This window comes from Enterococcus sp. AMC1623 (assembly GCF_058216495.1).
The window spans coordinates 422,209-445,848 of record NZ_CM177096.1; the positions used below are offsets into that span (position 1 = coordinate 422,209).

The window sequence follows — 23,640 nt, forward strand, 5'->3', positions numbered from 1 at the left end:
AATGAAACAAATCAAAAACTGGGGTAATGCGTTGATGTTAAGTTTGGCTTATTTTTTCATTGTGATTTATGCGTTGATTTTTACCAATGAAACGGGCTGGACTTTGTTGTTATTTGCTAGCTTACTTATCCTTATTGAATTGATAAGCATATTAGGCTCTTTACGAAGGTTACAATTAACTACTAGTGAACAACTTATGATACATCTAGGAGAACAGGCAGAACTTACGTTAGAAATCACCAAACGAAGACAATATCCATTAATTTTATTTCAAACCGAAATATCTAGTGTCTTTTTTAAACAGTCTATTTTCTTTTATTTTTTTAATACTCAAAAAAACGTGCAGGTTAGTTGGTCACCTGAACAACGAGGATATTATCAAAAACTGCCTGTTCAAGTAATCAGTCGAGATTTTTTTGGTTGGTTTCAAAAAAAGAAAACTCTCGAATTGAACATGACAAGTTTTGTGTTACCAGAGTTTTCAAATTCAGCCGAAACAGCCATTTCTTATTTCCAACAGATATTGCAACGGAGTTCTTATGGTGAACCAAGTTTTACGGTGAAAAATTATCGTCCTTATAGAGCAGGAGATGCTTTGAAACAAATTGATTGGAAGGCATCAAGCCGTCAACAGGAATTAATTTATCGAGAATATCAACAATTTCAAACTTCTGAATGGATTTTTATCTTTTATGGACAAGATAGTTTTTATTTTGAAGAGATGTTGAGTGTATTCTATTCCTTGCAGCGACAATTTCCTCAAATACCAGCCGTATTGTTAGGAAAAAAATCAGATGCTTTTGCTGAAAATGACTTAAGGCAATATGCACTGATTCAGCCGTTAAAAGCATCTCAATCTTTGCCAGATTTTCATCAAAAGAGAATTTTTCTTTTTACACCCAAATATTCTGAGGATTTAGAACAACAAATTGCTTCCTTGCAACAAGATAATCAAGTTACTGTCTATACTTATAAAGAGTTAATGAAAACGTTAGGAATTGAGGTGGCCTTATGATTCAGCAGCTAAAAGAAAAACTGGTCCCCATGTTGCTAACATTTATTACTTTTTTTCTTTTTTTTATTCAGTTCTTATCGATTTATCGCTTAGGTAATTATCCATTAGCGGGCATGATAGTAGGACTGTTTTGTTTGATTGCGGGAATTATTCCTTATCGTTGGTTAAAGTTTCCTGTGTATTGTCTAGCTGGAAGTGGTGCAGCATATCTTTTTATGCCACTTGGACAGACTTTTTCTAAAGAATGGGTTAGCCTTTTTGTACAAACCTTAAAAGAAAATTATTTGGGATTTTCTAGCGGTGAAATTTCTTTTATTCCACCAGCCATTGCATTAACCATCATTTTATTATTGATGATTTTACTAATTGAATTGCAAATTGAGTATATGCGTATTTATTTGAGTACGCTAATTGTCGTAGGGTATTTATTACTCTTAGTTATCTACAATCATTTAGATTTAAGTCTAGTTATTTTGTTCGTTTTATGTAACGCATTATTCTTTCGGCTTGTTGTTTATTTAAAAGACCGTCAAGCAATCATTCTTGGAACAATGGTGATTGGTCTTCTATTTTTGAGTGCTGTAACGCTTCCTAAAACTCAATTAGAGAATCGTTTGCTAGAAGTGAGTTCTTCCATTAGAAATCAATTGAATGAGCAAGGATTTTATCGTTATTTTGAACAAAATGGACAAGGAAATGGTCCGGGAAATGGTTTATCACGGACTGGATTTAGTGAAGATGACACGTCATTAGGCGGTCCCTTACTAGATGATCGAACGATTTTATTTGAAGCAGATCAACAGCAGGCACATTATTGGCGAGTAGATAGTAAAAATATCTATACAGGAAAAGGCTGGGAGCCATCTGAAGAAAACGTAACTCGTCAAAGTTTATTATATGCTTCCGAAATAGCCGTCTCGGCACGTGATTATCAAGGAGAATTGGCTGAAAATGAAACGATTAATCTAACTTTTCAGAATCGTAATAATAATCAATATTTGCCGTTACCTTATGGAGAAAAACAAATTCAATTAACTTCAGGGCAAACAACTTTTTATCTGTATGAGGAAAGTGATCGTGTCGATTTATTAGGTAACAGTGTACGTATTGATTGGCAAGATTTAAATTACTCTGCAGCAGAGTTATCTGAAGTTTCCATAAGTTTACCAACGAATACGATTGACTATTTGCAATTACCCGAACAGTTACCCCAAAGAGTTCGTGATTTAGCGAATGAGTTGGTTGCTAATCAAGAAACGATGTTTGACAAAGTAATGGCTGTTCAAGAGTATTTAAAAACCTCGTCTGACTTCCGATATTCAAAATTAGATGCAAAGGTCCCACCAGAAAATCAAGATTATGTGGATCATTTCTTATTTGACTCGCAAGTTGGTTATTGTGATAACTTTTCAACAGCAATGTCTGTTTTACTGAGAAGCGTGGGAATTCCTACTCGTTGGGTGAAAGGATTCGCTCCAGGAACCGTAACAGAAACCAATGAAACTTACCAGACCTATACTGTTCGAAATCAAGATGCTCATTCTTGGGTAGAAGTGTATTTCGAAGGTTATGGCTGGTTACCATTTGAACCCACGCCTTCTTTTAGTCAGCCTTTGACAGAAGAATTGGTAGAAACAACTGAAACGACGAGTTCAGAAAGTATAGAAACAAGTGAGTCTTCAACAAGCATTTCTACAAGTAGCGAACAAGAAACGACTGTAGAGTCTGTCGAAGCTGAACAAAATAACCAAGCATTTCGTTTTGGACCGATTTGGAATTGGCTAAAATGGTTATTGTTAGCTATCGTGTTGATTACGATTTGGTATTGGCATTTTTATGTACTTATCTTATTATTATTGAGGATAAGTAAGCAACCGCTTTTAAAAACGTACCCATTACTATTAGCTAAATTAGAGAGACAACTTCCACGTCCTAAAGAACAACCATTGCAACAATATGCAGAACAAGCCGAAGAAGCATTCTCAGGCTTAAATGGTGAATTCGTATTATTAACTTCTCATTATGAACAATCGATTTATAGCAATGAAAAAATCACTGAAAATGAGAAAGAATTAATAAAGTCCTTGGCATGGAAATTGAATAAACCTTTCAAAAGAGGAATGACACAAGTAAAAAATATCTGAACTATATCAACTGAGTGACGATGGATTTACGCCGAGAACCTACGGGATTGCAGAGTCATCTATAGATACTATGAAAGAGGCTGATGTCACAGTCTCTTTTTTCTTTAAAATCAGTCTTTAGTCTTATGAGAAAAGTATGAGAAAAGCTGTTTTTATGTGCTATAATGAAGTGCAGAAGGGCACAAGCCTTTTTTTGTTGAGAAGGAGAAACGAAATGAAAAGTGTATATATTGTATTAACAGATACTGGAACAGTATTGACTAACTGCATTAAAATATTTACTAGAAAAAATTACAATCATTCATCTATTGCTTTAGATAAACAATTAGATAATGTTTACAGTTTTGGTCGTGAAAAAGTTAATAATCCATTTAAGGGTGGTTTTGTTAAGGAAAATTTATATCAGGATTTTTTCTTACGTTCCCGTTGTCAGGTGTATCATTTAGAAATGTCTGAAGAACACTTTGAACGGATGCAAGAAAAGATCACGGAATTTGAACTAAACCGAACTGATTATCGTTATAATTTTATAGGTTTAATAGGAATTGCGTTACGTCAAGAGTGGGAACGCGAGAACGCCTTTTTTTGTTCACAATTTTTAGCCTATATTTTACAAGAGAGTGGCAGGGTAGAATTTCATAAACCAATTTATCTCGTTACACCAGATGATTTAGTTGCTTCTTTAAACCCTCAATTAATTTATCAAGGAACCGTCAGCCATTATCTAGCAAGTCAAACCTTATATGCGGAAAATCAAGAAGGAAGCTATGAAACCCAGTATGTACCGCAAACATTTACCAAAAAATGGACATTTCCAGTGATTAATCGTTTTTTTTAAACTACCTTATTATTAGAAAAGCGAATTAAAATCTTATAGCATTTTAACTTCTTTGGATATGCTTTGACCAAAAAAACAAAAAAATAGTAGGATAGAAAAGGAGAGAGATTCTTCTTTTTAACTATTAATTTTAAGGAGCGAAGCATGATGTATGAAGAAAAACATTTTGATTGGAGTAGCTTAATTTTAGGGATTATATTTGTTATTGTCTCATTAATGGCTTTCCAAAACCCAGGTAGTAGCCTAAAAGCACTTGTTATTTATTTAGCTATTACAGCAATTATTAATGGTCTTACTAGCATTTTTATCCGCAACAGAGTAAAACAATTCACAGGGTTTAAGGCAACAGCTTTATTAACTTTAGGAATTTTAGAGGTGATTTTGGGAATTGTTTTAATGTTTAACCTGTATGTAGGAGTAATGGCTCTTGCTTACGTCTTTGCGTTATGGTTTGTGATTGATTCAATACGTAATTTAGTCACATTAAATGAAGTGCGTTTAGTAAGTACGGCTTATTATTGGTTTTCTCTGATTTTAAATATTATTGGAATTTTTATTGGAATTTCTTTATTTTTTGATCCAATTGTTTCAATGCTAACTTTATCATTTTTAGTAGGTTTCTACTTAATGTTAACTGGAATTTTTTATATCGTACGTGCATTTATAAAATAAACGAAAAGGAACGTCAGCTATTGACGTTCCTTTTTTTTAAAATAGTTGATCGAAAAAGACTCCATTTAGGAATGAAAAACTTAATAAAAATAAAAAGAGGGTCAACAAATCAAGCGGTAATCCTTTAATAAATTCCGGAATAGGCGCAATACTCATTCGATCTTTAACACCTGCAAAACAAACAACAAAAAACAAATACATACAGCCGTAAATAATGACTTCCTTAATTAAATAGTGTGGATCGATGAGTGTAAAGGTTGAAAGGGATAATAATAGTTGCACAACAATCATCATTTTCTTTAACTCAGTATTCAAAAATTTTTGATGTTTAGGGGCAAAAAAGCTTAGATAGGTGATGATTAAACTAAAGCTTGCGACAGTAATTGACTGTGTAATTGGTGTATTACCATAGTGTATATAAGGAATGAAGGTCTCAAAAAGAATACCACTAATTATATAGCTGAAACTAATTAAACTTGCGATGTAAAGGATACGCTTAATAATAAGAGGCTGTTTCTTTTGCATAGTTGATGGATATTTTTCACAAACATAAAAAGTGATTAACACTGCAAGAAAAAAAACTAAACGGTTAGCAATAATCATCTAACAACCCTCCTTACGCATTTATTTTTAAATTAAAGGGACTTTGTTTTCCTTCACCTAATACACGTAAACGCAGTAGGCGATCAATTGCTGGCGTAAAACAGTTCATAATTAAGATACCATAACTGACGCCTTCATTCGTCAATCCAAAGAATCTGAAAACAACTACTAGGAGACCTACGCCAAAAGCAAAGATTATTTCGCCCATTTTGGTTGATGGGGTCGAAGCATAGTCGGTTGCCATAAAAAATGCTCCTAAAATGGCGCCACCACTGATGATATGTCCGATGATATTTTGCCAAGAACCAGTAAATAAACCAGTAGGCCCTAAAATAAATGCGCCAAGTCCAATCGTCCCTAAAACAATCAATGGAATGTGAAAACCAATAATTTTTTTGTATATTAGAAAAATGCCACCTAATAAAAGAAGAAATGCACTTGTTTCTCCTGCGCGGCCTCCGATAAAACCAAAGAAGGCTGCATTTAGTTCGTCTAAAGAAAGGGTTTCCCCAGCTCGCATAACGGCTAAAGGAGTTGCTCCTGACAAGGTATCAATTGTGGGATCGAATGGTTGTGGTGAAAGTTTATTAAACGGCGGATCAGGCCAACTAATTGTGAACATTTGTTGATAGAAAAGAGCCACTAAAAAAGCTCGTCCTCCTAATGCTGGGTTGATAAAGTTGTACCCTAATCCTCCAAAAAATTCTTTAATAACGATAATGGCAAAAGTCGTGCCAATGATTGGAAAATACCATGGAGCAGAAGGGGGCAAATTCATTCCGAGTAATAAAGCTGTTAAAACGGCACTATAATCCCATTGATACCTACGCTTAATCCATTTAAACCAAAGAAATTCGACACAAATACCTGTCAACATGGCGAGTAAATAATTTAAATAGACAGTCCAACCAAAAAGATATCCAGAGAACAAGATAGCGGGCAATAGAGCTAAAATAACCATTAACATGATAGTTTGAGTTTCTTGATTTCCGCGGATATGCGGATTTGGTTGGGTTTTTGGAAATTTTGATGTTTGTTGAAAAAGCTTTTCACTTTCAGATTCTTGATAATAATCAGGCATTTTGCAACGCCTCCTTTTTCAAGGCGCTAACTTTATTTTTTGCTTCAGTAATAGTAGCCGCCAAGTTACGCCTAGCAGGACAAACAAACGTACAGGCGCCACAACTGATGCAGGCTTCTGCTAATAATTCATCACATTTGTCATAGTCACCGGCTCTAAAATATTGATCAATACTCAAAGGCATCAGGCGCATCGGACAAGCCTCCACGCATTTGTTACAACGAATACAAGGGTTTTCAGTGAATAACCAGTCATTGTCTTCATTAAAAACCAAAATGCCGTTGCTCCCCTTGGTTGTTGGCACGCGTAAAGTAGTCACTGTTCTACCCATCATTGGTCCACCTAGAATAACTTTACTAGGTGCGCCTTGGAAGCCACCTGCAAAATCAATTAATTCACCAGTTAAGGTGCCAATTGGACTTTGAATAACCTGTGGCTGTTGAACGTCTCCAGTCACCGTAGTGTAGCGGTTAATTAACGGTTTATTCCAGCAAACTGCCTCATATAGTGCAAAGCTAGTGGCAACGTTCATTAAGACGACGCCAATGTCAGCAGTTAATTTTCCTAAAGGGACTTCTCTGTCTAAAAGAACTTCGACTAATTGTTTTTCTCCTCCTGTTGGATAAACAGTTGGTAATACTTTGACTTGAATAAAAGGATAAGAGGTGGTTGTTTTTTTCATAGCAGCAATAGCAAGAGGTTTATCGTCTTCAATTCCAATAATAATTAAAGGATCATGAAGTAATTTACGGGCAATTAGAGCACCTTCAATAATTTTTGAAGCAGCTTGTTCCATTAATAAAGCATCGCTACTTAAAAAGGGCTCACATTCTGCACCATTTAAAATTAATGTATCAATTTTTTTGTTATCATCGATTGCAAATTTGACATGTGTTGGGAACGTTGCACCGCCTTTACCTGCGATGCCAGCTTGTTGAATTTTTTTCTTAATTAAATCATTCGAAGCTTCTTCCCAAGAAAAAGGGGTTGAAAGGAAATCATTGTCATAGTTAAAATCATTTTCAATGACAATGGTTTGCGTGGTCTGGTTATTTTGATTCGGCCATTCGGTAATATCTAAGACTGTACCAGATATACTAGCATGAACCTTTGCAGATACAAACGCATCAGATTCACCAATGACTTGCCCTTGTTTAACGTAATCGCCAGGGCTAACAATTGGTTGAGCAGGGGCACCAATATGTTGAGATAGAGGTATAAAAACCATATTGGGTTCAAAGACAGAAACAGTTTGTTGCTGGATTTCTAATTTCTTTTTCAATGCTTTTAATGGGGGGCTTAATGAAAAGCCGCCAGTTACTTTTTTCTTCATCGTCTCCCTCCTAAAATGTGACATGTAAATAAGTTACTTAAATCTTAACATAAAACGCTTTCTTTAATAAACAAATAAGGTATTTTTTTAAAAAAAAGCGTAAAAAAACACATACCATAGAGATATGTGTTTCTCGTTTAGTTAAAAATAGGTAATCCAGAAAAAGAAGTTTCATCTAATTTTTTCATACGTTTATTGATTCGTCGGACAATACCTTCAGAAAATTCAACAGAACCAAGATTTTTACGCGTAATAATTAACAAATCTTTTTCTTTAGTAAAGCGTTGTTGCTTACGGTAAATATTAGCTAATCGTTCAACGTATTCATAATGAGTGTAATCTGTACAAGCAATTAAATACAGCAATAAATCTTCAGCTTTTTCTAGCTCATTATTGCTATAATACGTAATAGCTTCACGATACAGTTTAATTTCTAATTCTTCAAGTAATTTTGCCTGTTGTTTTTGCTTTTTCCATTCATTCACTGAAAGTTTACCAGTGATTTGGCCAGCAGCATCATAAGAAAAAATCACAGGGACATCATTAGGATGTGATTGTTCTTGATAAATTTTTTTCATGAAATAACCTCCTGTGTTTATGATGTAAGCTAAATATACTATATTTATTAGAAAATTTCCACATTATTTCAATGTTGTTTTTAAGATAGATTCCGTTTGATCTGGATATAACCAATAATTTCGGAGATACCCATAAAAATTAACAGGCTGCCAAAAAGAGTCATAATGCTAGCAACTGCATTAAACATTAATAATAATCCACCCACGACTAACAATGCACCATATAAGAGCCATGGCCAGTAACCTTGGTTTAGACTTTTCAAATTAAATCCTTGAACAATTCGTAAAAGACCGTTTAGAACTATCAAAATTCCTAAGAAAACAGTCAGAATGGTAAAAATTGGTTTAGCAAGAGCCAATACAGCTGCTGCGGCTACTAAAAACAACACGCCAACAATCATCTCAAAACCAACATATCCTGAACGTCGTTTTTCTTGATAGGCATTCCAAAGATTACTTATTCCTAAAATTGCGATATAACCCGCGACTAAATAAATGATGCCTTGAGTGAATTGCTTTGGATACATAATGGCGAATCCACCCGTTAAAATATAAAGCACGCTACGTAATAAGGCATATCTTTGAAACTGTTGAATAATTTTATTCATAATGCCACCTCATTTTCTTTGTTTTCTTTATTTTAGCGAAGTTTTGTTAAAATAGAAAATTATTTGCTAAAATTAAGGAAATTCATTTGGTAGAGTTTCTTAACCTCTGTTAAACTAAAAGAAAAGACTAGGAGAATATAATGGATATATTTACAGGATTATTTGGTGCTTTTACCATAATATTATATGCTTATTTATTTTTATTGAAAAAAGAATTAGTATTTGTAGCAAAGCGTAAGTCCATATTTTCAATTGTGGCACCATTAGCAGTTGCAGGATTTATTGCTGTTTCGCAATTTTTTGCAGAAACACTTGACGAAAAAATTAGAGGGTTATTTGCTGCTTTATTGATTTTGAGTTATTTGATTAATGGACGCGGAATGACAGAAGATCGTTTTGTTACTCACTCACTAGATAATCGAGGAATTAAATTTACAGAAATTGATCGGGTTGTTTTATTTCAAGATACTAAAGAAAAAGTGGTACGGATTAATTTTTTTAAGCGAGGATTACGAGGACCTTTAATGAAATTTAGTGCTTCAATCGAAGAAATTGCGAATTTTTTAAAGAAGAATTTAAAAGAGGGGACACCTATTGACGTTATTACGCAAGATGAAAAGAGCTAGCGGTCTATCACCACTAGCTCTTTTTATTATTATTTAAAAACGCGGAAACGTTCTTCGTCAGCTAAATATTCTTTTTCACCAGCTTCAGCTTCTTTTGAACCGAATACTAATTGAGAACGTAATTTCCAGTTAGCAGGAATGTTCCATTCTTTTGCAACAGCTTCATCAATTACTGGATTGTAATGTTGAAGACTAGCGCCAATACCAGCTTCTGCTAATGCTGTCCAAGTATTTGCAGTAGCAATTCCGTTTGATTGTTCTGCCCATACTGGGAAGTTATCAGCATATAAAGCAAATTGTTCTTGTAAGTTTGTTACTGTATCTTGATTGTAGAAGAATAAAACTGTACCGAAACCAGCTTTGAAGCTAGCTAATTTTTGTTTTGTTCCTTCAAAAGCTTCTGCTGGAGTTAATGGTTCTAAAGCAGCTTCTGTTAAATCCCATAATTTTTCATGTGCGTCACCAAATAAAATAACTGCACGTGTTGATTGAGCGTTAAAAGCACTTGGGCTAGCTTTTACAGCGTCTTTGATTAATTCTTCAATTTCTGTTTCAGATAAAGAAACGTTACGTCCGATTGCATAGATTGAACGACGATTTTGTAATGCGTTTAAAAAGTTTGTCATGTTATATTCCACCTTTGTTTTCTTAATTACAAGAGTTACTATATCATCTTACTAAAAGTTAGTAAATAAATTTGCTTAAACTTTTTATAAAAAAATTTATTTATTAGTATATTAGCGAACGTATGTTTGATTAAAAAGAGATGTATGTTAAAATATGATAAAGTATAATTTAATGAGAAACAAGTTTGTTTATATACAATATCTTAAGAATAATTGTTACAATAGTTACAATACTATCAATAGAACAAAGGAGGGACTCACTTGAGCTTGCAATTTATAACAGGCGGTGGCAATACCAATCATCAGCAAGCAATTATTGATATTGCAAGTGAATGGTTAGCTAATCCGCAACAAGATGTTTTTTTTCTAGTGCCTAACTATAATAAATTTGAACGTGAACAAGAATTACTTTCACAATTGAAGAGACAACAACATGTAGAAGAATTTACTTCTATTCGTGGACAAGTCTATAGTTTTAATCGATTAGCATGGTATTTCTTACAACGGACTGGTCAGTTTGGTGGGACAATGATTTCTGAAGTTGGCTCTGCAATGATTATGCGGAAGGTATTAGAATCATTGACAGAGCAATTGACGATTTTTCGAGGGGAAATTAATAAGTCTGGATTTATTTCGCAATTAATTGAGTTATATAAAGAATTTCAATTAGGGAATATTCATGCAGAAGAGTTACAATTTGGTAGTGAGAATACAGATTTTGAATTGAAAATGAAAGAAGTTCAATTAATTTTTACTGTTTATGAAGAAGAATTGCTTCAGCGCCAACTACAAATTGAACAGCCGATACCGATGTTAACACGCTATTTAACTCATAGTGGTGAATTCTCTTCAAATACAGACTTGCCTAATTTAAAGAAAAGTCTTTTTATCGTTAGTGGCTTTGCAAATTTTTCAGCACAAGAACAAGCATTATTACAAGTGTTAATGCAACAAAGTCATCTTTGTGTAGATATATATATTGATAATGTCCATAAAGAATCAGACGCAATGGACTTGTTTTTTGAAGCACAACAAACGTATAGTCTTTTAAAAAACTTTGCTCAAATGTATCAAATACCAGTGCTGTTTGATAAAAAAGCTACTTTATTAGAAGAAGCGACTGGTTACTCAGTAATAGAAAATTATTGGCGAACAAATGAAATAATTATTACAAGCAAAAAAACTTTAAAAAGTTTTTTAGAAATTTGGAAAGCAGAAACGCCTGAAGAAGAACTGCGCCAAATCGGAGTGGAGATTCGCCGATTAGTTGCTGCTTCAGCAGAGAGTCCTCAACCGATTCGTTATCGTGATATCCAATTAGTCACATTAAACCCAGAGATTTATTATTCATTAATTCCTATTGTTTTTGATGAATTAGCAATACCGTATTATTTAGATGAAGACCGTAAAATGGAGCAACATCCCTTAGTAGAGTTTATTCATGCATTGTTTGCTTTGGATAAGTATTATTATCGTTTGTCTGATATTTTTCGATTTTTACGAACAGAACTGTATATTCCTCAAGAGATGCGAGTAGGAAGTGAAGACTGGCAGCAAGCACGAAACCAATTTCGTCATGCTGTAGACATTACTGAAAATAAGGCGTTATCCCATCACTTCCAAGGGAATGATTGGTTGAAAGCGGAGGACTGGCAGTTAATTGAATACAATTTTGAAGAGAAACAATTAGCAGACACAGTCTCGGTTGAAGAGCAAACAAATCAAATTCGCCGAGCTTTTCGTCGTGATATTGCAGCTTTCTTTAAAAAAATTAAAGCTGCTAAAACAACATATGAAGCGCTTGAGATTTTTTATCAATTTTTAATTCAACAGGGGATTGAGGAACAACTCATCCATTGGCGCAATCAAGAAATTGAACGGGGTCACCTTGAACAAGCTCGTAATCATGAGCAAACATGGTCATCTTTAATGGATTTATTAGATGAATTCTCTGAAATTTATGGTGAAGATGCGTTTAATTTTGACTTGTTTGAAGAAATTTTATCTAGTGGATTAGCTAATTTGACATTTGGTAAAATTCCTACAGCGATTGATCAAGTAAAAATTAATCCGTTAGATTTGGCAAGACCCATGCAAGCTAAAATTACGTTTGCCATCGGTCTGGATGAGACTACGTTTCCTAGAAAAATTGAAAATAAAACCTTACTTTCGAGCGAAGAACGGGCTCAGCTAAATGCTGTGTTAAAAGAAGATCAATATTTACGCGACCATGTAGGTGAGACGTTACGAAATGAACCTTTTGTTGCATATAATGTATTGTTATCGGCTTCTGATAAGCTCTATATGACGTACGCAGCTAATCATGATACGCAACAGAATATTAAAATGTCTCCTTATTTGGTTCGTTTAGTTGAGGGGACAGGAATTGAGTTACAAAACCGACAAAGTTTAACGTTAGAAAGCAATCCAGCGTATTATGTTGGAACGTATCGAAGTTTAATTCGCCAATTAAATAGCTTATATCGTCAAACGCAAGACGTAAAAATCAATTTACCAAATGTTTGGCGTTGGATGGAAAAACAATTACGTGGTGAGAATAAACAATTAGCAGAACGGGTATTTGCTAGTCAAAGTCATCGCAATGTCCCAGTTTCTTTACCGCAAGAAACGGCACTTGCTTTGTATGGGACAGAAATTCATAGTTCAATTTCACGCATGGAGACTTTTTATCAATGTGAATATCGCTATTTTGTTGATTATGGTTTACGTTTGAATGAACGAGATATTTACGGATTAAATCCGGCTATTACAGGAGAATTTTTCCATGATGCATTAGATCGTTTTTTAACTGTTTTAATTGAAGAAAATATTTCACTAAGTCAACTGACTGCCACAGAACGGGATCATTTTGTGGATCATGTGTTAAAAGAAATTTTTGGAGAAATTCGTTACAATTTGTTGAATCGTTCTGCACGAATGAATTTTATTCGTCATCAATTAAGCAAAACAATTCAACGTGTGACCTGGGCGTTGCATAAGCAGGGAGAAAAAACACAATTGTCTCCTGTACAAACCGAAGTATTATTTGGTCAAATTGCAGGGAAACGTGGAATTCCTGGGTTACAATTACCGTTGAATTCTGGCGGACAATTACATTTACGAGGAAAAATTGATCGAATTGATACAGCGATTGTTGACGGACAACCATGGTTATCTGTTGTGGATTATAAATCTAGCAGTCGTGAATTTGATTTAACGGAAGCATATTATGGATTGGCGATGCAATTAGTGACGTATTTAGATGTTGCTTTAACTGATGCGGTAGAATTAATTGGTAGAGACGACGCTAAAATTGCCGGAGCCTATTATTTCCATGTGCATAATCCAGTCATGGATCATCAAAAAGCTACCGATGACGAACGATTAAAGCAATACAAATATGATGGCTTATTTGTTGACGATGCAGAAGTTTTTCCAATCTATGATGAGACATTAACGAAATCAAAAAACTCAGCATTATTTCCAATTCGTAAAGATAAAAATGAAACAATCCAAAAAATTACTCAAAGTAAAGACAAATTTTATACAGAAGAAGAAATCAATTATCTGATTCAACATAATCGAAAAAAAATGATTGATGGTGGTAATCGAATTCTTTCAGGAGAAATTGCGTTAAATCCATCTTATAAAATGAAAGATAAAAAACGTGCATGTCAGCATTGCCCGTTTCGCAGTATTTGCACGTTTGATGTGATGTTACAAGAAAATGAGTATCATCGTATGAAACAATTGTCAAAAGAAGAAATTATTGAACGAATGAGGGAGGAAGAAAATGATTAAGATCCCTTTGAAACCTAGCAACGAAACTTTTACCGATACGCAATGGCAATCCATTTTTGATAAAGGGGATAATCTATTGATTTCTGCTTCAGCAGGGTCAGGTAAAACCACTGTGTTAGTTCGCCGAGTGATTGAAAAATTAAAAAGCGGGAGCAATATCGATGAGTTATTGATTGTTACTTTTACTGAAGCAGCTGCTAGAGAAATGAAAGAACGTATTCAAGTAGCCTTACAAGACGCTGTAAATAAAGAAAGTGACAGCGAAAAAAGAAAACATTTTGTCAGACAATTGACACTGTTACCTATGGCGAATATTTCTACGTTACATGCATTTTGTTTAACGGTTATTCGCCGTTTTTATTTTTTAATTGATTTAGATCCAGTGTTTCGAATGTTGACAGATGAAACGGAAAGCATTTTATTAAAAGAAGAGGTATGGGAAGAATTGCGTGATGCTTGTTATGAAGCAAAAGATGAATCATTTTATCGGTTGACGGAAAACTTTTCAAGTGATCGTTCAGATGAAGGTGTGACTGATCTAGTGATGTCACTCTATACATTTGCTCGTGCAAACCCAAATCCAACAAAATGGTTGACAAATTTAGCAGACAATTATCAAACAGAAGATGGTTTAACACAAAATCAGCTGTATAAAAGTCAATTAAAACCTGCGATTATTCATACTTTAGAAGCGGCAATTCAGCGTTTAGAAATTGGGTTACAACTTGCGCAAATTGATGCACTTATTGAAAAAGCTGCAACATTAGTAGCTGATGAATTAGCACAAGCACAACGGTTATTAAGTTATTTTCAAGAAGATACCTTAGATTTAGCCTATGCACAAATTGAAGGCTTGTCGTTTGGGCGTTATCCTGCGTTTCGTAAAGAAGAACAAAAAGAATTATCAGAACCAGTAAAAATTCAACGACAAACAGCCAAAGAATTAGTAGAATCGGTTAAACAATTTTTTGCGTATGCGCCAGAAGAAATGTTGGCATTAATGGAACAAGCACGTCCAATTGTGGAAGAAATGGGCAATTTAACTCAACGTTTTATGGAAAATTTCCAGCAAAGAAAATTGGATAAAGGTGTATTAGATTTTAATGATTTAGAGCATTTTACTTTGGCGATTTTACGAGGTGAAGGCCAAGGTAGCGAGGCATCAGCTTATTATCGACAAAAATTTGAAGAAGTATTAGTAGATGAATACCAAGATGTCAATCGTCTACAAGAAGCTATTTTATACTGGGTACGTGAACCTGACGATACTCAAGGAAATATGTTCATGGTAGGGGATGTCAAACAATCCATCTATGCTTTTCGCTTAGCTGATCCAACTTTATTTATTGATAAATATTTGGCTTTTGAAAAAGCCGAGGGTGGACGTCGTATCATTTTAGCTGAAAATTTCCGCTCACGTTCAGAGGTGTTGCAGTTTACAAATTTAGTTTTCCAACAATTAATGGATGAAGAAGTAGGACAAATTCCTTATGATGATGCGGCAAAATTGATTCCTGGTTTCCCAGCGTTTCCAGAAAGCAACCAATTTCAAACAGAGCTGTTGTTATTTGAAAAAGGTGTTGAAGAAGACGCAGATGTTGTGGATGATAAAACAGAAGGTGAATTACATCTTGTTGCCTTAAAAGTCAAAGAATTAATTCAGCAACAATTTGAAATTTACGATAAAAAAATGAAAGCTAAGCGCCCTGTTAGCTATAAGGATATTGTATTGTTAACCCCAACTCGTAAAAATAATTTAGTTATCATGGATATTTTTAAAAAATTTGATATTCCATTAGAAGTAAATGATGCTCAAAATTATTTTCAAGCGACGGAAGTCCAAACAATGATTGCCCTTTTGCAAATTATTGACAATCCGTATCAAGATATTCCGCTAGTCGCTGTTTTAAGGTCGCCAATTGTAGGTTTAAATGAAGAAGAATTAGCGGAAATCCGTTTAATGAAAAAAAATGGAGACTATCTAGAAGCTGTGCAATTGTATGCAGTAAAAGACACTGAATTAGCGCAACAAGTCCAAAAATTTCTTGCACAATTGGATGTCTGGCGTGAAATGGCACGTCGCCGTTCACTTTCAGAACTTATTTGGTCAATTTATGAAGAGACGGCCTATCTGGATTATGTGATTGGATTGCCATCTGGACGTCAACGTTATGCTAATTTAGTTGCTTTAGCTAACCGCGCAGAAAGTTATGAACAAAGTAGTTTCAGAGGGTTATATCAATTTATCCGATTTATTGAAAAAATGCAGGAAAAAGACAAAGATTTAGCAGAACCTTTAGCTATTTCAACTGAAGATGCTGTGAGAGTAATGACGGTTCATGCCAGTAAAGGATTAGAGTTTCCGATTGTTTTCTTATTGGATACAACGAAGCAATTTAATTATCAAGATTTTAATTCCTGGTATATTTTTGAGGAACGATTAGGTGCAGGTATTCAGTTTATCAATGAAGAACGGATTCGTTTTGATACGTTACCTTACCAAGCAATTAAGCAAGTACGAATTCAAAAAGCATTGTCAGAAGAAATGCGTAAATTGTATGTTGCCTTTACTCGTGCGGAGCAAAAATTGTATCTAGTTGGTTCTTATAAAACGAAAGAAGATGCTTTTAAGAATTGGAGTCGAGCCTTAACCCAAGAAAATCTAGTTCTTGATTCATCTTTACGTTTAAGTGGGAAAGGCAACTTGATGAACTGGATTGGCTTAACCTTAATGCGGCATCCTGATATGCAAAAAGTTTATGACAACATTGATGCCGTTCGAACTGTCCGTCATGATGCGAACTTCCAAATTCACTGGTGGAACCAAGCAGAGCTTTTGGAGCAACTACCCAAAGTTTTGGCAGAACCAATTAAACCAGAGCAATTAGCGATACAAGCGAGTGAAGAAACAGCCGAATTTCAACGTCGTCTCGCATTTACGTATCCTTTAGAAAAATCAACAATGACAACAAGCTATCAATCTGTATCTGAGATGAAGCGAATCTATAATGATCCCGATGAACAGGATATTGCCAAATTAGATTGGGAGAGTACGTTTGAACAAAGCCGTAAACAACATTTCCGCTATGCTTCGGATGAACTAGCTAAGCCCAAATTTTTGCAAAAAGAAAAAATTGAACCAACAGCAATTGGCAGTGCGACGCATACGCTACTGCAGCTATTACCTTTAACAGCAATACCAACCAAAGAGAGCATTCAAGATAAGTTGACTGAATTAGTGACAAACAATTATTTAGAAAAAGCTGTGGCAGAAAAAATTGATATTGATGCTATTGTCTGGTTTTATCAAACTAATTTAGGAAAGTCTTTAGTTCAGCATGCTAACAACGTTCATCGCGAACAACCATTTTCGATGTTAAAAGATGCTCAGACAGTATTTTTAGATTTTGAAGAACCCGGTGCTGAACTATTGGTACATGGGATCATTGATGGGTACATTGAATTAGACGATTATATTATATTGTACGATTTCAAAACAGATGCAGTGTACGCAAATAATGAAGAGAAAATTCAACAGCAATATCAAGGACAATTACGATTATATAAAGAAGCATTACAACAATCGCTAAAAAAACCTGTTACTGAAACCTATCTGGTATTGTTAAATGGTCAAACAATTTTGCCTATGAAAAACTTATAAGTTCTGGAAACAGTAAAAATCACCTGCATTGTGGTATAATATGTTGAGAAGAGGTGAGTGCCAATGATGGAAACAAGTAAAACAAACTATACACTTTGTCCAAAATTTGAAAAAGCTTTTTCAATTCTAGGGAAAAAGTGGAATGGCTTAATCATTGATGTGTTACTTCAAGATGGTGAACAACGATTTGTCGATCTTGCAAAAAAAATTCCAATGTTAAGCGATCGTGTCTTAACAGAGCGTTTGCGAGAATTGGAACGAGAATGTATTGTAGATAAAGCGGACAGCTTATACCAATTAACCGAAAAAGGTGTTGCCTTAGCAAATGCCTTGGAATCCGTAAAACATTGGAGCCATGATTGGGTAACTGAAGAAGAATGTAGTTGATTTCTATTTCAATATCTAGTAAACTAAAAAACAATTGGATACGTAATAAGCGAAGATGGAAACGAGTAATTTGGATGAAACAGACCAGGGAGATTTGCCATAGACTGAAAGCAATGACTGTATTCGAAAAATGAAATTCACTTCCGGAGCTTGCTTAGTGAAAAAACTAAGCCGGTAGTCATTATCGTTAATGAATTGAGTGCGCGTTATTTTACGCGAAGTAGGATGGTAACACGAGACCTCGTTCCTTTTTTGGGAGCGAGGTCTCTTTTTGTTCGCTCGTAACGACACCAAATTTCTTGAATTACTATATTTAAAGGAGGCAATAAAATGTCTTTACAGGAAAAACTGGAAGCATTAAAAACAGCAACAATTGAAAAAATTGAAGCAGTAGAAGATTTAAATCATTTAAATCAAATTCGAGTGGAAACATTGGGGAAAAAAGGCCCCATTACAGAAGTTCTACGTGGAATGAAAGATCTTTCGGCTGAAGAACGCCCAAAAATCGGGAGTTTTGCAAACGAAATTCGTGATGCATTAACTGGCAAAATTGAAGAGAAAAAAGTTGCCCTTGAAGAAGCTGCTATGAATAGAGCTTTAGCAGAAGAAAGCATTGACGTGACTTTACCAGGAAAACAAATGGTACAAGGGACGCGTCATGTGTTAACGCAAATTATGGAAGAAATTGAAGATATCTTTGTAGGAATGGGTTATCAAGTGATTGAAGGATTTGAAGTCGAGCAGGACCATTATAATTTTGAGCGAATGAATTTACCAAAAGATCATCCAGCTCGTGATATGCAAGATACGTTTTATATTACTGATGAAATTTTAATTCGTACGCATACTTCACCTGTGCAAGCACGTACCATGGAACAACATGATTTTTCAAAAGGTCCATTACGCATGATTTCACCAGGGAAAGTTTTCCGTCGTGATACAGATGATGCCACACATAGTCATCAGTTCCATCAAATTGAAGGATTAGTCATTGATGAACATGTAACAATGGGAGATTTAAAAGGAACATTAGAAGCCTTGATGCAAAGAATGTTTGGTGCAGAACGCGAAATTCGCTTACGTCCAAGCTACTTCCCATTTACAGAACCTTCTGTTGAAGTAGATGTAAGTTGTTTTAAATGTGGTGGTAAAGGCTGTAATGTCTGCAAACATACTGGCTGGATTGAAATATTAGGTGCTGGTATGGTACATCCGAACGTTCTAGAAATGTCTGGCATTGATTCAGAAAAATATTCAGGTTTTGCTTTTGGATTAGGGCCTGATCGAATTGCAATGTTACGTTATGGTGTCAATGATATTCGTAACTTCTATCAAAATGATACGCGATTCATTCGTCAGTTCAAGGGGGAATAAAACAAATGTTAGTTTCATATAAATGGTTAAATGAATATCTCGATTTATCAATGGTTTCAGCACAAGAACTAGCAGATAAAATGTCTGTAACCGGAATCGAAGTTGAAGCAGTAGAAGTGCCAGCAGAAGGATTAAAAAAAATCGTTGTTGGTGAAGTAGTAGAATGTGTCGATCACCCAGACTCCGATCATTTACACATCTGTCAAGTCAATATCGGCGAAGAGGAGCTCTCACAAATTGTGTGTGGTGCACCAAATGTTAAAGCAGGCATTAAAGTAATTGTTGCTTTACCAAATTCACGTATTGCTGGCAATGTAAAAATTAAAAAAGGAAAAATGCGTGGCCAAGTATCTAATGGCATGATTTGTTCATTAGAAGAAATTGGTTATTCGGATAGTGTCATTCCTAAAGAATATTCAGAAGGGATTCAATATTTACCAGAAGATGCAATTCCTGGTGAAGAGGTCTTTCCATATTTAAATATGGATGATGCGATTATTGAATTATCTATTACACCAAACCGTGCAGATGCGTTAAGTATGCGTGGTGTTGCTTATGAAGTTGGAGCGATTTACAATCAAGTGCCAAACTTCAAAGATGAAGAGTTACATGAAGTCGCACAACCAGCTCACGAAAAAATTTCTGTTAAAGTTGAAGACACAACAGATGCGCCGTCTTATCAAATTCGTGTTATTGAAAATGTAAAAATTGCTCCAAGTCCACAATGGCTACAAAATGTATTGATGAACGCGGGTATTCGCCCAATCAATAACGTTGTTGATGTAACAAACTATATCTTGTTATTATTTGGTCAACCATTACATGCATTTGATTACGCTAAATTAGGGAGTCAAGAAATTCTTGTTCGCCGTGCGCATGAAAAAGAAGAATTGGTAACATTAGATGGCGTTACTCGGCAATTAACCAAAGAAAACATTGTTATTACAAATGGTCAAGTGCCAGTAGCTTTAGCTGGTGTGATGGGTGGATTAGATTCAGAAATTGACAATCAAACAACGACAGTGGCATTAGAAGCGGCTTTATTTGATCCATTATCTGTTCGTCGTACATCAAAACAATTTAATTTGCGTAGCGAGTCTTCTTCACGTTTTGAAAAAGGTATCAACAAAGCAACTGTTGACCAAGCCTGTGATGTAGCAGCCGCAATGATTGCGAGTCTTGCTGGTGGAGAAGTATTAAATGGTGCAGTGAAGGGTTCTGAAGTAATCGCTGAGGATGTGGAAGTGGCAATCACATTATCACGCATTAACAACTACTTGGGGACTAAGCTAACAGTCGCTCAAGTAAGTGATATTTTTGAAGCATTAGGTTTTGCCTATAGCGAAAAGGATGAGAATTATATTGTTGTTGTTCCTCCACGTCGTTGGGATATTTCAATTGAAGCGGATATTATTGAAGAAGTAGCGCGTATCTATGGCTACAATAATTTACCATCAACGTTACCAAGTGGTGAAACTGTTGCAGGGGCGTTGACACGTGAGCAACGTTTAACGCGTAAGGTTCGTAGTTTATTTGAAGGTAACGGTTTAAGTGAAGCAATCAGCTATGCATTAACTACAGAAACAAAATCAAAGCAATTTATGTTAAAAGAAAGTCAACCAACTCGCTTGGATTGGCCAATGACAGAGGATCGTTCTGTATTACGCTTAAATCTAATTAGCGGTTTATTAGATGATGTTGCATATAATGTGGCACGTAAAAATACGCAATTGGCTCTATACGAGGTAGGTCACGTTTTCTATCGAAATGAAGATACGACAACAGCTTTACCGATTGAAGAAACACATATCGCTTTTGCTTTATCTGGTGAATGGACAACGAAAGATTGGCAAGGAAAAGGCGAAAAAGTTGATTTTTATCATGCAAAAGGTGTGTTAGATAATCTATTTGCAATGTTATCAGTAGAAGATGTTATCAGATATGAAAAAACAAGTGCCATGAAAGAGATGCATCCAGGTCGCACAGCTACAATTTATTTGGGTGAAGCAAAAATCGGTTTTATCGGTCAAGTTCATCCTTCTGTGGCAAAAGCCTATGATGTTCCAGAAACCTATGTTGCTGAATTAAATTTAGAAGCGTTATTAGCAAATGATGCAGGCAAATTAATTTATCAACCAGTATCTAAATTCCCAGCAGTTTCTAGAGATATTGCGCTATTAGTGAAAGAAGAAATTTCTAATCAAGAAATTGTTCAAGAAATCAATCAAGCTGCTGGTAAGTTCTTAACAAATGTGGAACTTTTCGACGTTTATCAAGGAAAAAATATTGAAGCAGGTCACAAATCATTGGCATATAGCTTAACTTTTGTGAATCCAGAAGCGACATTAACTGATGAAGAAATTAATCGAGCAATGGAAAAAGTAACAAAAGCTTTAACAGAAAAATTTGAAGCGGTAATTCGCTAATTATTAAAAATCAGCATTCTTATCCAGATTGCTGATTTTTTTATTTAAAGAATGCAATATGGTATGATTTGTTTAATAAGTAAACATAAGGAAGTGAATCCGATGAGAAAGTTCCGAGGTAACTACTCGATATAGCTGATTTGATAGGCCCTATATCGAGTATGCTTTCCTATCGTATTTCAGCTATATCGTCATTATGAATTTTAATAATGAGGAGATATCGCTGTGAATAAAAAAATTATTAAAACATTTCAAAAAAAATTCAGTTTGTATATTCTGTTAGGCATTGGTGTGGCTTTCTGCCAAGCAAGTAATGTCTATTTTCTACAACAATTAGTTGATCGAGTATTAGCACAGCCATTGTTGTTAATGGTCGGTTATGCAAGTACATTATTTTTGAGTCCATTAATGGCTTATCTTTCGGAATATCCGTTTAATCAATTGCAGCAAGGGATTTTCTATTTTTTAAAGCAACAAGCTTTGGAAAAAATGTCTATCATCGATTATTTAACGTATTTACAATATAGTTCTGGAGAATTACTACAAAAAATCGAGGTCGGAGCCACGGCAGGACGCACGATTTATTTACAATTTTATTGTCAGTTATTTAGAGAATTGTTACCAGAAATTGTATTTACCCTATTTTTTATCACCTTTATTGATAAAAAATTAATTCCTTTTATTTTATTAGGATATCTGGTGATCTTTTTATTTACCAAACTATTGTTAAAATTACTCCAAGCTTTAAAAGAATCAACTCTAACATTTGAAGAGGAATTGAATACGAAGTTAGTCAGAGGTATCACTGATTTGTTAGTCTTTCGAATCAATCGAAAGTACCCTAAAGAAATAGCAGCTTATAAGGAAACCGCTGAAAAAGCAACCAATGTCACAACTAAAATGGCATTAATCCACGAATCTTTTTTTACGTGTTTTGCAATCAGTGTGGTGTTGCTAAAAATAGTGGTGGTTGTTTTGTTTTTTACCCAAAAACTATCGTTAACGATGGGGAGTTTTATTGCTTTATTAGCTTATATGGATAAAATTTATCAACCGATTGCGATTTTTAATGTGTTGTTTGTACAATATCGCTTGGATAAATTAGCTTATTCTCGCTTACTTGCAATTCTGAGAGAGAAAGATGATCCAAAATTAACAAAGGCAGACGTTTGGCAGGAAGAAATTCACGCTCTTTCTTTGGAAAATGTTTCTTTCTCAATTGGCGAAAAAAGCTTGCTGTCAGATATTTCAATGCGATTTGAAAAAAATAAAATCTATGGATTGATTGGAAAGAGTGGCTCAGGAAAGTCTACCGTTCTTAAACTATTATTAGGTTTATTTCAACCAACAGAAGGGATGGTAAAAATTAATCATTGGGTGCTAGCCAAATGCAATATCGCTTCTATTTATGAGCGAGTTTTTTATTTATCGCAAGAAGCACCAATTTTTGAAGGAACGTTACGAGAAAATATTGTATTAGATCGGCTAGTTGATGAACAAGAAATTGAAGACGTTTTAGCAAAATGTCAATTGACAGCGTTCTATCAAAAGCTGCCAGATAAATTAACGACAAAAATTGGTGCTAATGGGATAAATTTATCTGGTGGAGAAAAGCAACGACTAGCATTTGCTCGTTTGTTTTTTTCAAACGTCGAGGTTATTTTATTAGATGAAGCAACTTCTGCCTTAGATAGTCAAACAGAGAAACTGCTAATGAATGAAGTCAAGACATTATTCCCTCAAAAAATTGTCATAATGGTTACCCACAAGGACAATGATTTAGCATTAGTAGATGAAATTGTTACCTTAGATAAGGGGATTGAATCCAAATAAAAAGGAAACGACCGTTTGTGTCGTTTCCTTTTTT

17 protein-coding genes and 1 other annotated feature are annotated in these 23,640 nt (G+C 34.8%); of the genes, 11 read left to right on the top strand and 6 right to left on the bottom strand.

Annotation, left to right across the window (positions count from 1 at the left end; all coding sequences use genetic code 11):
* Position 1: 1 nt before the first annotated feature.
* The 4 genes from AC4BC7_RS02140 (at position 2) to AC4BC7_RS02155 (ending at position 4,669) form a co-directional block, all read left to right on the top strand.
* The gene (locus AC4BC7_RS02140) at positions 2-1,015 is read left to right on the top strand and encodes a DUF58 domain-containing protein (protein WP_207940280.1); all 1,014 of its coding nucleotides are present in this window, start codon (positions 2-4) and stop codon (positions 1,013-1,015) included.
* Positions 1,012-3,159: a DUF4129 domain-containing transglutaminase family protein gene (locus AC4BC7_RS02145; RefSeq protein ID WP_490503693.1), complete on the top strand. Its 2,148-nt coding sequence runs from the start codon at positions 1,012-1,014 to the stop codon at positions 3,157-3,159. Before AC4BC7_RS02140 ends, AC4BC7_RS02145 begins: the two co-directional genes overlap by 4 nt.
* A 214-nt stretch (positions 3,160-3,373) precedes the next feature.
* Positions 3,374-3,997, top strand: a complete 624-nt coding sequence (locus AC4BC7_RS02150; RefSeq protein ID WP_207940282.1) for a hypothetical protein — start codon at positions 3,374-3,376, stop codon at positions 3,995-3,997.
* 147 nt (positions 3,998-4,144) lie between these two features.
* Positions 4,145-4,669: an HdeD family acid-resistance protein gene (locus AC4BC7_RS02155; RefSeq protein WP_490504400.1), complete on the top strand. Its 525-nt coding sequence runs from the start codon at positions 4,145-4,147 to the stop codon at positions 4,667-4,669.
* Between the two features lie 36 nt (positions 4,670-4,705).
* Here the strand turns inward: AC4BC7_RS02155 and AC4BC7_RS02160 are convergent, their stop codons facing one another.
* The 5 genes from AC4BC7_RS02160 to AC4BC7_RS02180 all read right to left on the bottom strand — a co-directional run bounded on the left by AC4BC7_RS02160 (position 4,706) and on the right by AC4BC7_RS02180 (position 8,872).
* Positions 4,706-5,272, bottom strand: coding sequence for a hypothetical protein (locus AC4BC7_RS02160; protein WP_490503694.1), 567 nt, complete (start codon positions 5,270-5,272; stop codon positions 4,706-4,708).
* Positions 5,273-5,285: 13 nt separating this feature from the next.
* Entirely contained in the window at positions 5,286-6,353 is a 1,068-nt protein-coding gene (locus tag AC4BC7_RS02165; protein WP_490503696.1) for an RnfABCDGE type electron transport complex subunit D, read from the bottom strand.
* Entirely contained in the window at positions 6,346-7,686 is a 1,341-nt protein-coding gene (gene rsxC, locus AC4BC7_RS02170) for an electron transport complex subunit RsxC (RefSeq protein WP_490503697.1), read from the bottom strand. The genes AC4BC7_RS02165 and rsxC overlap by 8 nt, the downstream gene beginning before the upstream one ends.
* Before the next feature lie 137 nt (positions 7,687-7,823).
* Complete coding sequence (locus tag AC4BC7_RS02175; RefSeq protein WP_490503698.1) at positions 7,824-8,264, bottom strand: hypothetical protein; 441 nt, start codon at positions 8,262-8,264, stop codon at positions 7,824-7,826.
* 80 nt (positions 8,265-8,344) lie between these two features.
* Positions 8,345-8,872 (bottom strand): HdeD family acid-resistance protein, encoded by a 528-nt coding sequence (locus tag AC4BC7_RS02180; RefSeq protein ID WP_207940288.1) that lies wholly within the window; start codon positions 8,870-8,872, stop codon positions 8,345-8,347.
* A 140-nt stretch (positions 8,873-9,012) separates the two neighbouring features.
* On the opposite strand from AC4BC7_RS02180, the gene AC4BC7_RS02185 reads away from it, so the two are divergent.
* Positions 9,013-9,498 carry a hypothetical protein gene (locus AC4BC7_RS02185; RefSeq protein ID WP_207940289.1) on the top strand — a complete coding sequence of 162 codons (486 nt, stop codon included), beginning with the start codon at positions 9,013-9,015 and terminating at the stop codon, positions 9,496-9,498.
* Positions 9,499-9,527: 29 nt separating this feature from the next.
* Here AC4BC7_RS02185 and AC4BC7_RS02190 read toward each other — a convergent pair whose 3' ends face one another.
* Positions 9,528-10,124, bottom strand: a complete 597-nt coding sequence (locus AC4BC7_RS02190) for a nitroreductase family protein (RefSeq protein WP_490503699.1) — start codon at positions 10,122-10,124, stop codon at positions 9,528-9,530.
* Positions 10,125-10,385: 261 nt separating this feature from the next.
* Here AC4BC7_RS02190 and AC4BC7_RS02195 point away from each other — a divergent pair, with 261 nt between their 5' ends.
* From AC4BC7_RS02195 to AC4BC7_RS02220, 6 genes are all read left to right on the top strand, one after another.
* On the top strand, positions 10,386-13,925 hold the full coding sequence (locus tag AC4BC7_RS02195; protein WP_490503700.1) for a PD-(D/E)XK nuclease family protein: 3,540 nt from the start codon (positions 10,386-10,388) through the stop codon (positions 13,923-13,925).
* A complete protein-coding gene (addA, locus tag AC4BC7_RS02200; RefSeq protein ID WP_490503701.1) occupies positions 13,918-17,586 on the top strand; it encodes a helicase-exonuclease AddAB subunit AddA in 3,669 nt (1,222 codons plus the stop codon). Before AC4BC7_RS02195 ends, addA begins: the two co-directional genes overlap by 8 nt.
* Positions 17,587-17,652: 66 nt before the next feature.
* The gene (locus AC4BC7_RS02205; protein WP_207940637.1) at positions 17,653-17,973 is read left to right on the top strand and encodes a winged helix-turn-helix transcriptional regulator; all 321 of its coding nucleotides are present in this window, start codon (positions 17,653-17,655) and stop codon (positions 17,971-17,973) included.
* Positions 17,974-18,016: 43 nt separating this feature from the next.
* Positions 18,017-18,225 (top strand) — a binding site (T-box leader).
* Between the two features lie 78 nt (positions 18,226-18,303).
* A complete protein-coding gene (gene pheS / locus AC4BC7_RS02210) occupies positions 18,304-19,347 on the top strand; it encodes a phenylalanine--tRNA ligase subunit alpha (protein ID WP_207940293.1) in 1,044 nt (347 codons plus the stop codon).
* Positions 19,348-19,352: 5 nt separating this feature from the next.
* Positions 19,353-21,773, top strand: a complete 2,421-nt coding sequence (gene pheT / locus AC4BC7_RS02215; RefSeq protein ID WP_490503703.1) for a phenylalanine--tRNA ligase subunit beta — start codon at positions 19,353-19,355, stop codon at positions 21,771-21,773.
* A 225-nt stretch (positions 21,774-21,998) separates the two neighbouring features.
* Positions 21,999-23,606, top strand: coding sequence for an ATP-binding cassette domain-containing protein (locus AC4BC7_RS02220; RefSeq protein WP_490503704.1), 1,608 nt, complete (start codon positions 21,999-22,001; stop codon positions 23,604-23,606).
* Positions 23,607-23,640 lie beyond the last annotated feature (34 nt).

Bases quoted from the DNA above. Each gene is read 5' to 3' on its own strand.
- AC4BC7_RS02150 (WP_207940282.1), top strand. From the start codon at position 3,374: ATGAAAAGTGTATATATTGTATTAACAGATACTGGAACAGTATTGACT.
- AC4BC7_RS02185 (WP_207940289.1), top strand. From the start codon at position 9,013: ATGGATATATTTACAGGATTATTTGGTGCTTTTACCATAATATTATAT.
- pheT (WP_490503703.1), top strand. From the start codon at position 19,353: ATGTTAGTTTCATATAAATGGTTAAATGAATATCTCGATTTATCAATG.
- rsxC (WP_490503697.1), bottom strand. From the start codon at position 7,686: ATGAAGAAAAAAGTAACTGGCGGCTTTTCATTAAGCCCCCCATTAAAA.
- AC4BC7_RS02190 (WP_490503699.1), bottom strand. From the start codon at position 10,124: ATGACAAACTTTTTAAACGCATTACAAAATCGTCGTTCAATCTATGCA.
- addA (WP_490503701.1), top strand. From the start codon at position 13,918: ATGATTAAGATCCCTTTGAAACCTAGCAACGAAACTTTTACCGATACG.
- pheS (WP_207940293.1), top strand. From the start codon at position 18,304: ATGTCTTTACAGGAAAAACTGGAAGCATTAAAAACAGCAACAATTGAA.
- AC4BC7_RS02155 (WP_490504400.1), top strand. From the start codon at position 4,145: ATGTATGAAGAAAAACATTTTGATTGGAGTAGCTTAATTTTAGGGATT.
- AC4BC7_RS02205 (WP_207940637.1), top strand. From the start codon at position 17,653: ATGGAAACAAGTAAAACAAACTATACACTTTGTCCAAAATTTGAAAAA.
- AC4BC7_RS02180 (WP_207940288.1), bottom strand. From the start codon at position 8,872: ATGAATAAAATTATTCAACAGTTTCAAAGATATGCCTTATTACGTAGC.
- AC4BC7_RS02160 (WP_490503694.1), bottom strand. From the start codon at position 5,272: ATGATTATTGCTAACCGTTTAGTTTTTTTTCTTGCAGTGTTAATCACT.
- AC4BC7_RS02145 (WP_490503693.1), top strand. From the start codon at position 1,012: ATGATTCAGCAGCTAAAAGAAAAACTGGTCCCCATGTTGCTAACATTT.
- AC4BC7_RS02140 (WP_207940280.1), top strand. From the start codon at position 2: ATGAAACAAATCAAAAACTGGGGTAATGCGTTGATGTTAAGTTTGGCT.
- AC4BC7_RS02175 (WP_490503698.1), bottom strand. From the start codon at position 8,264: ATGAAAAAAATTTATCAAGAACAATCACATCCTAATGATGTCCCTGTG.
- AC4BC7_RS02165 (WP_490503696.1), bottom strand. From the start codon at position 6,353: ATGCCTGATTATTATCAAGAATCTGAAAGTGAAAAGCTTTTTCAACAA.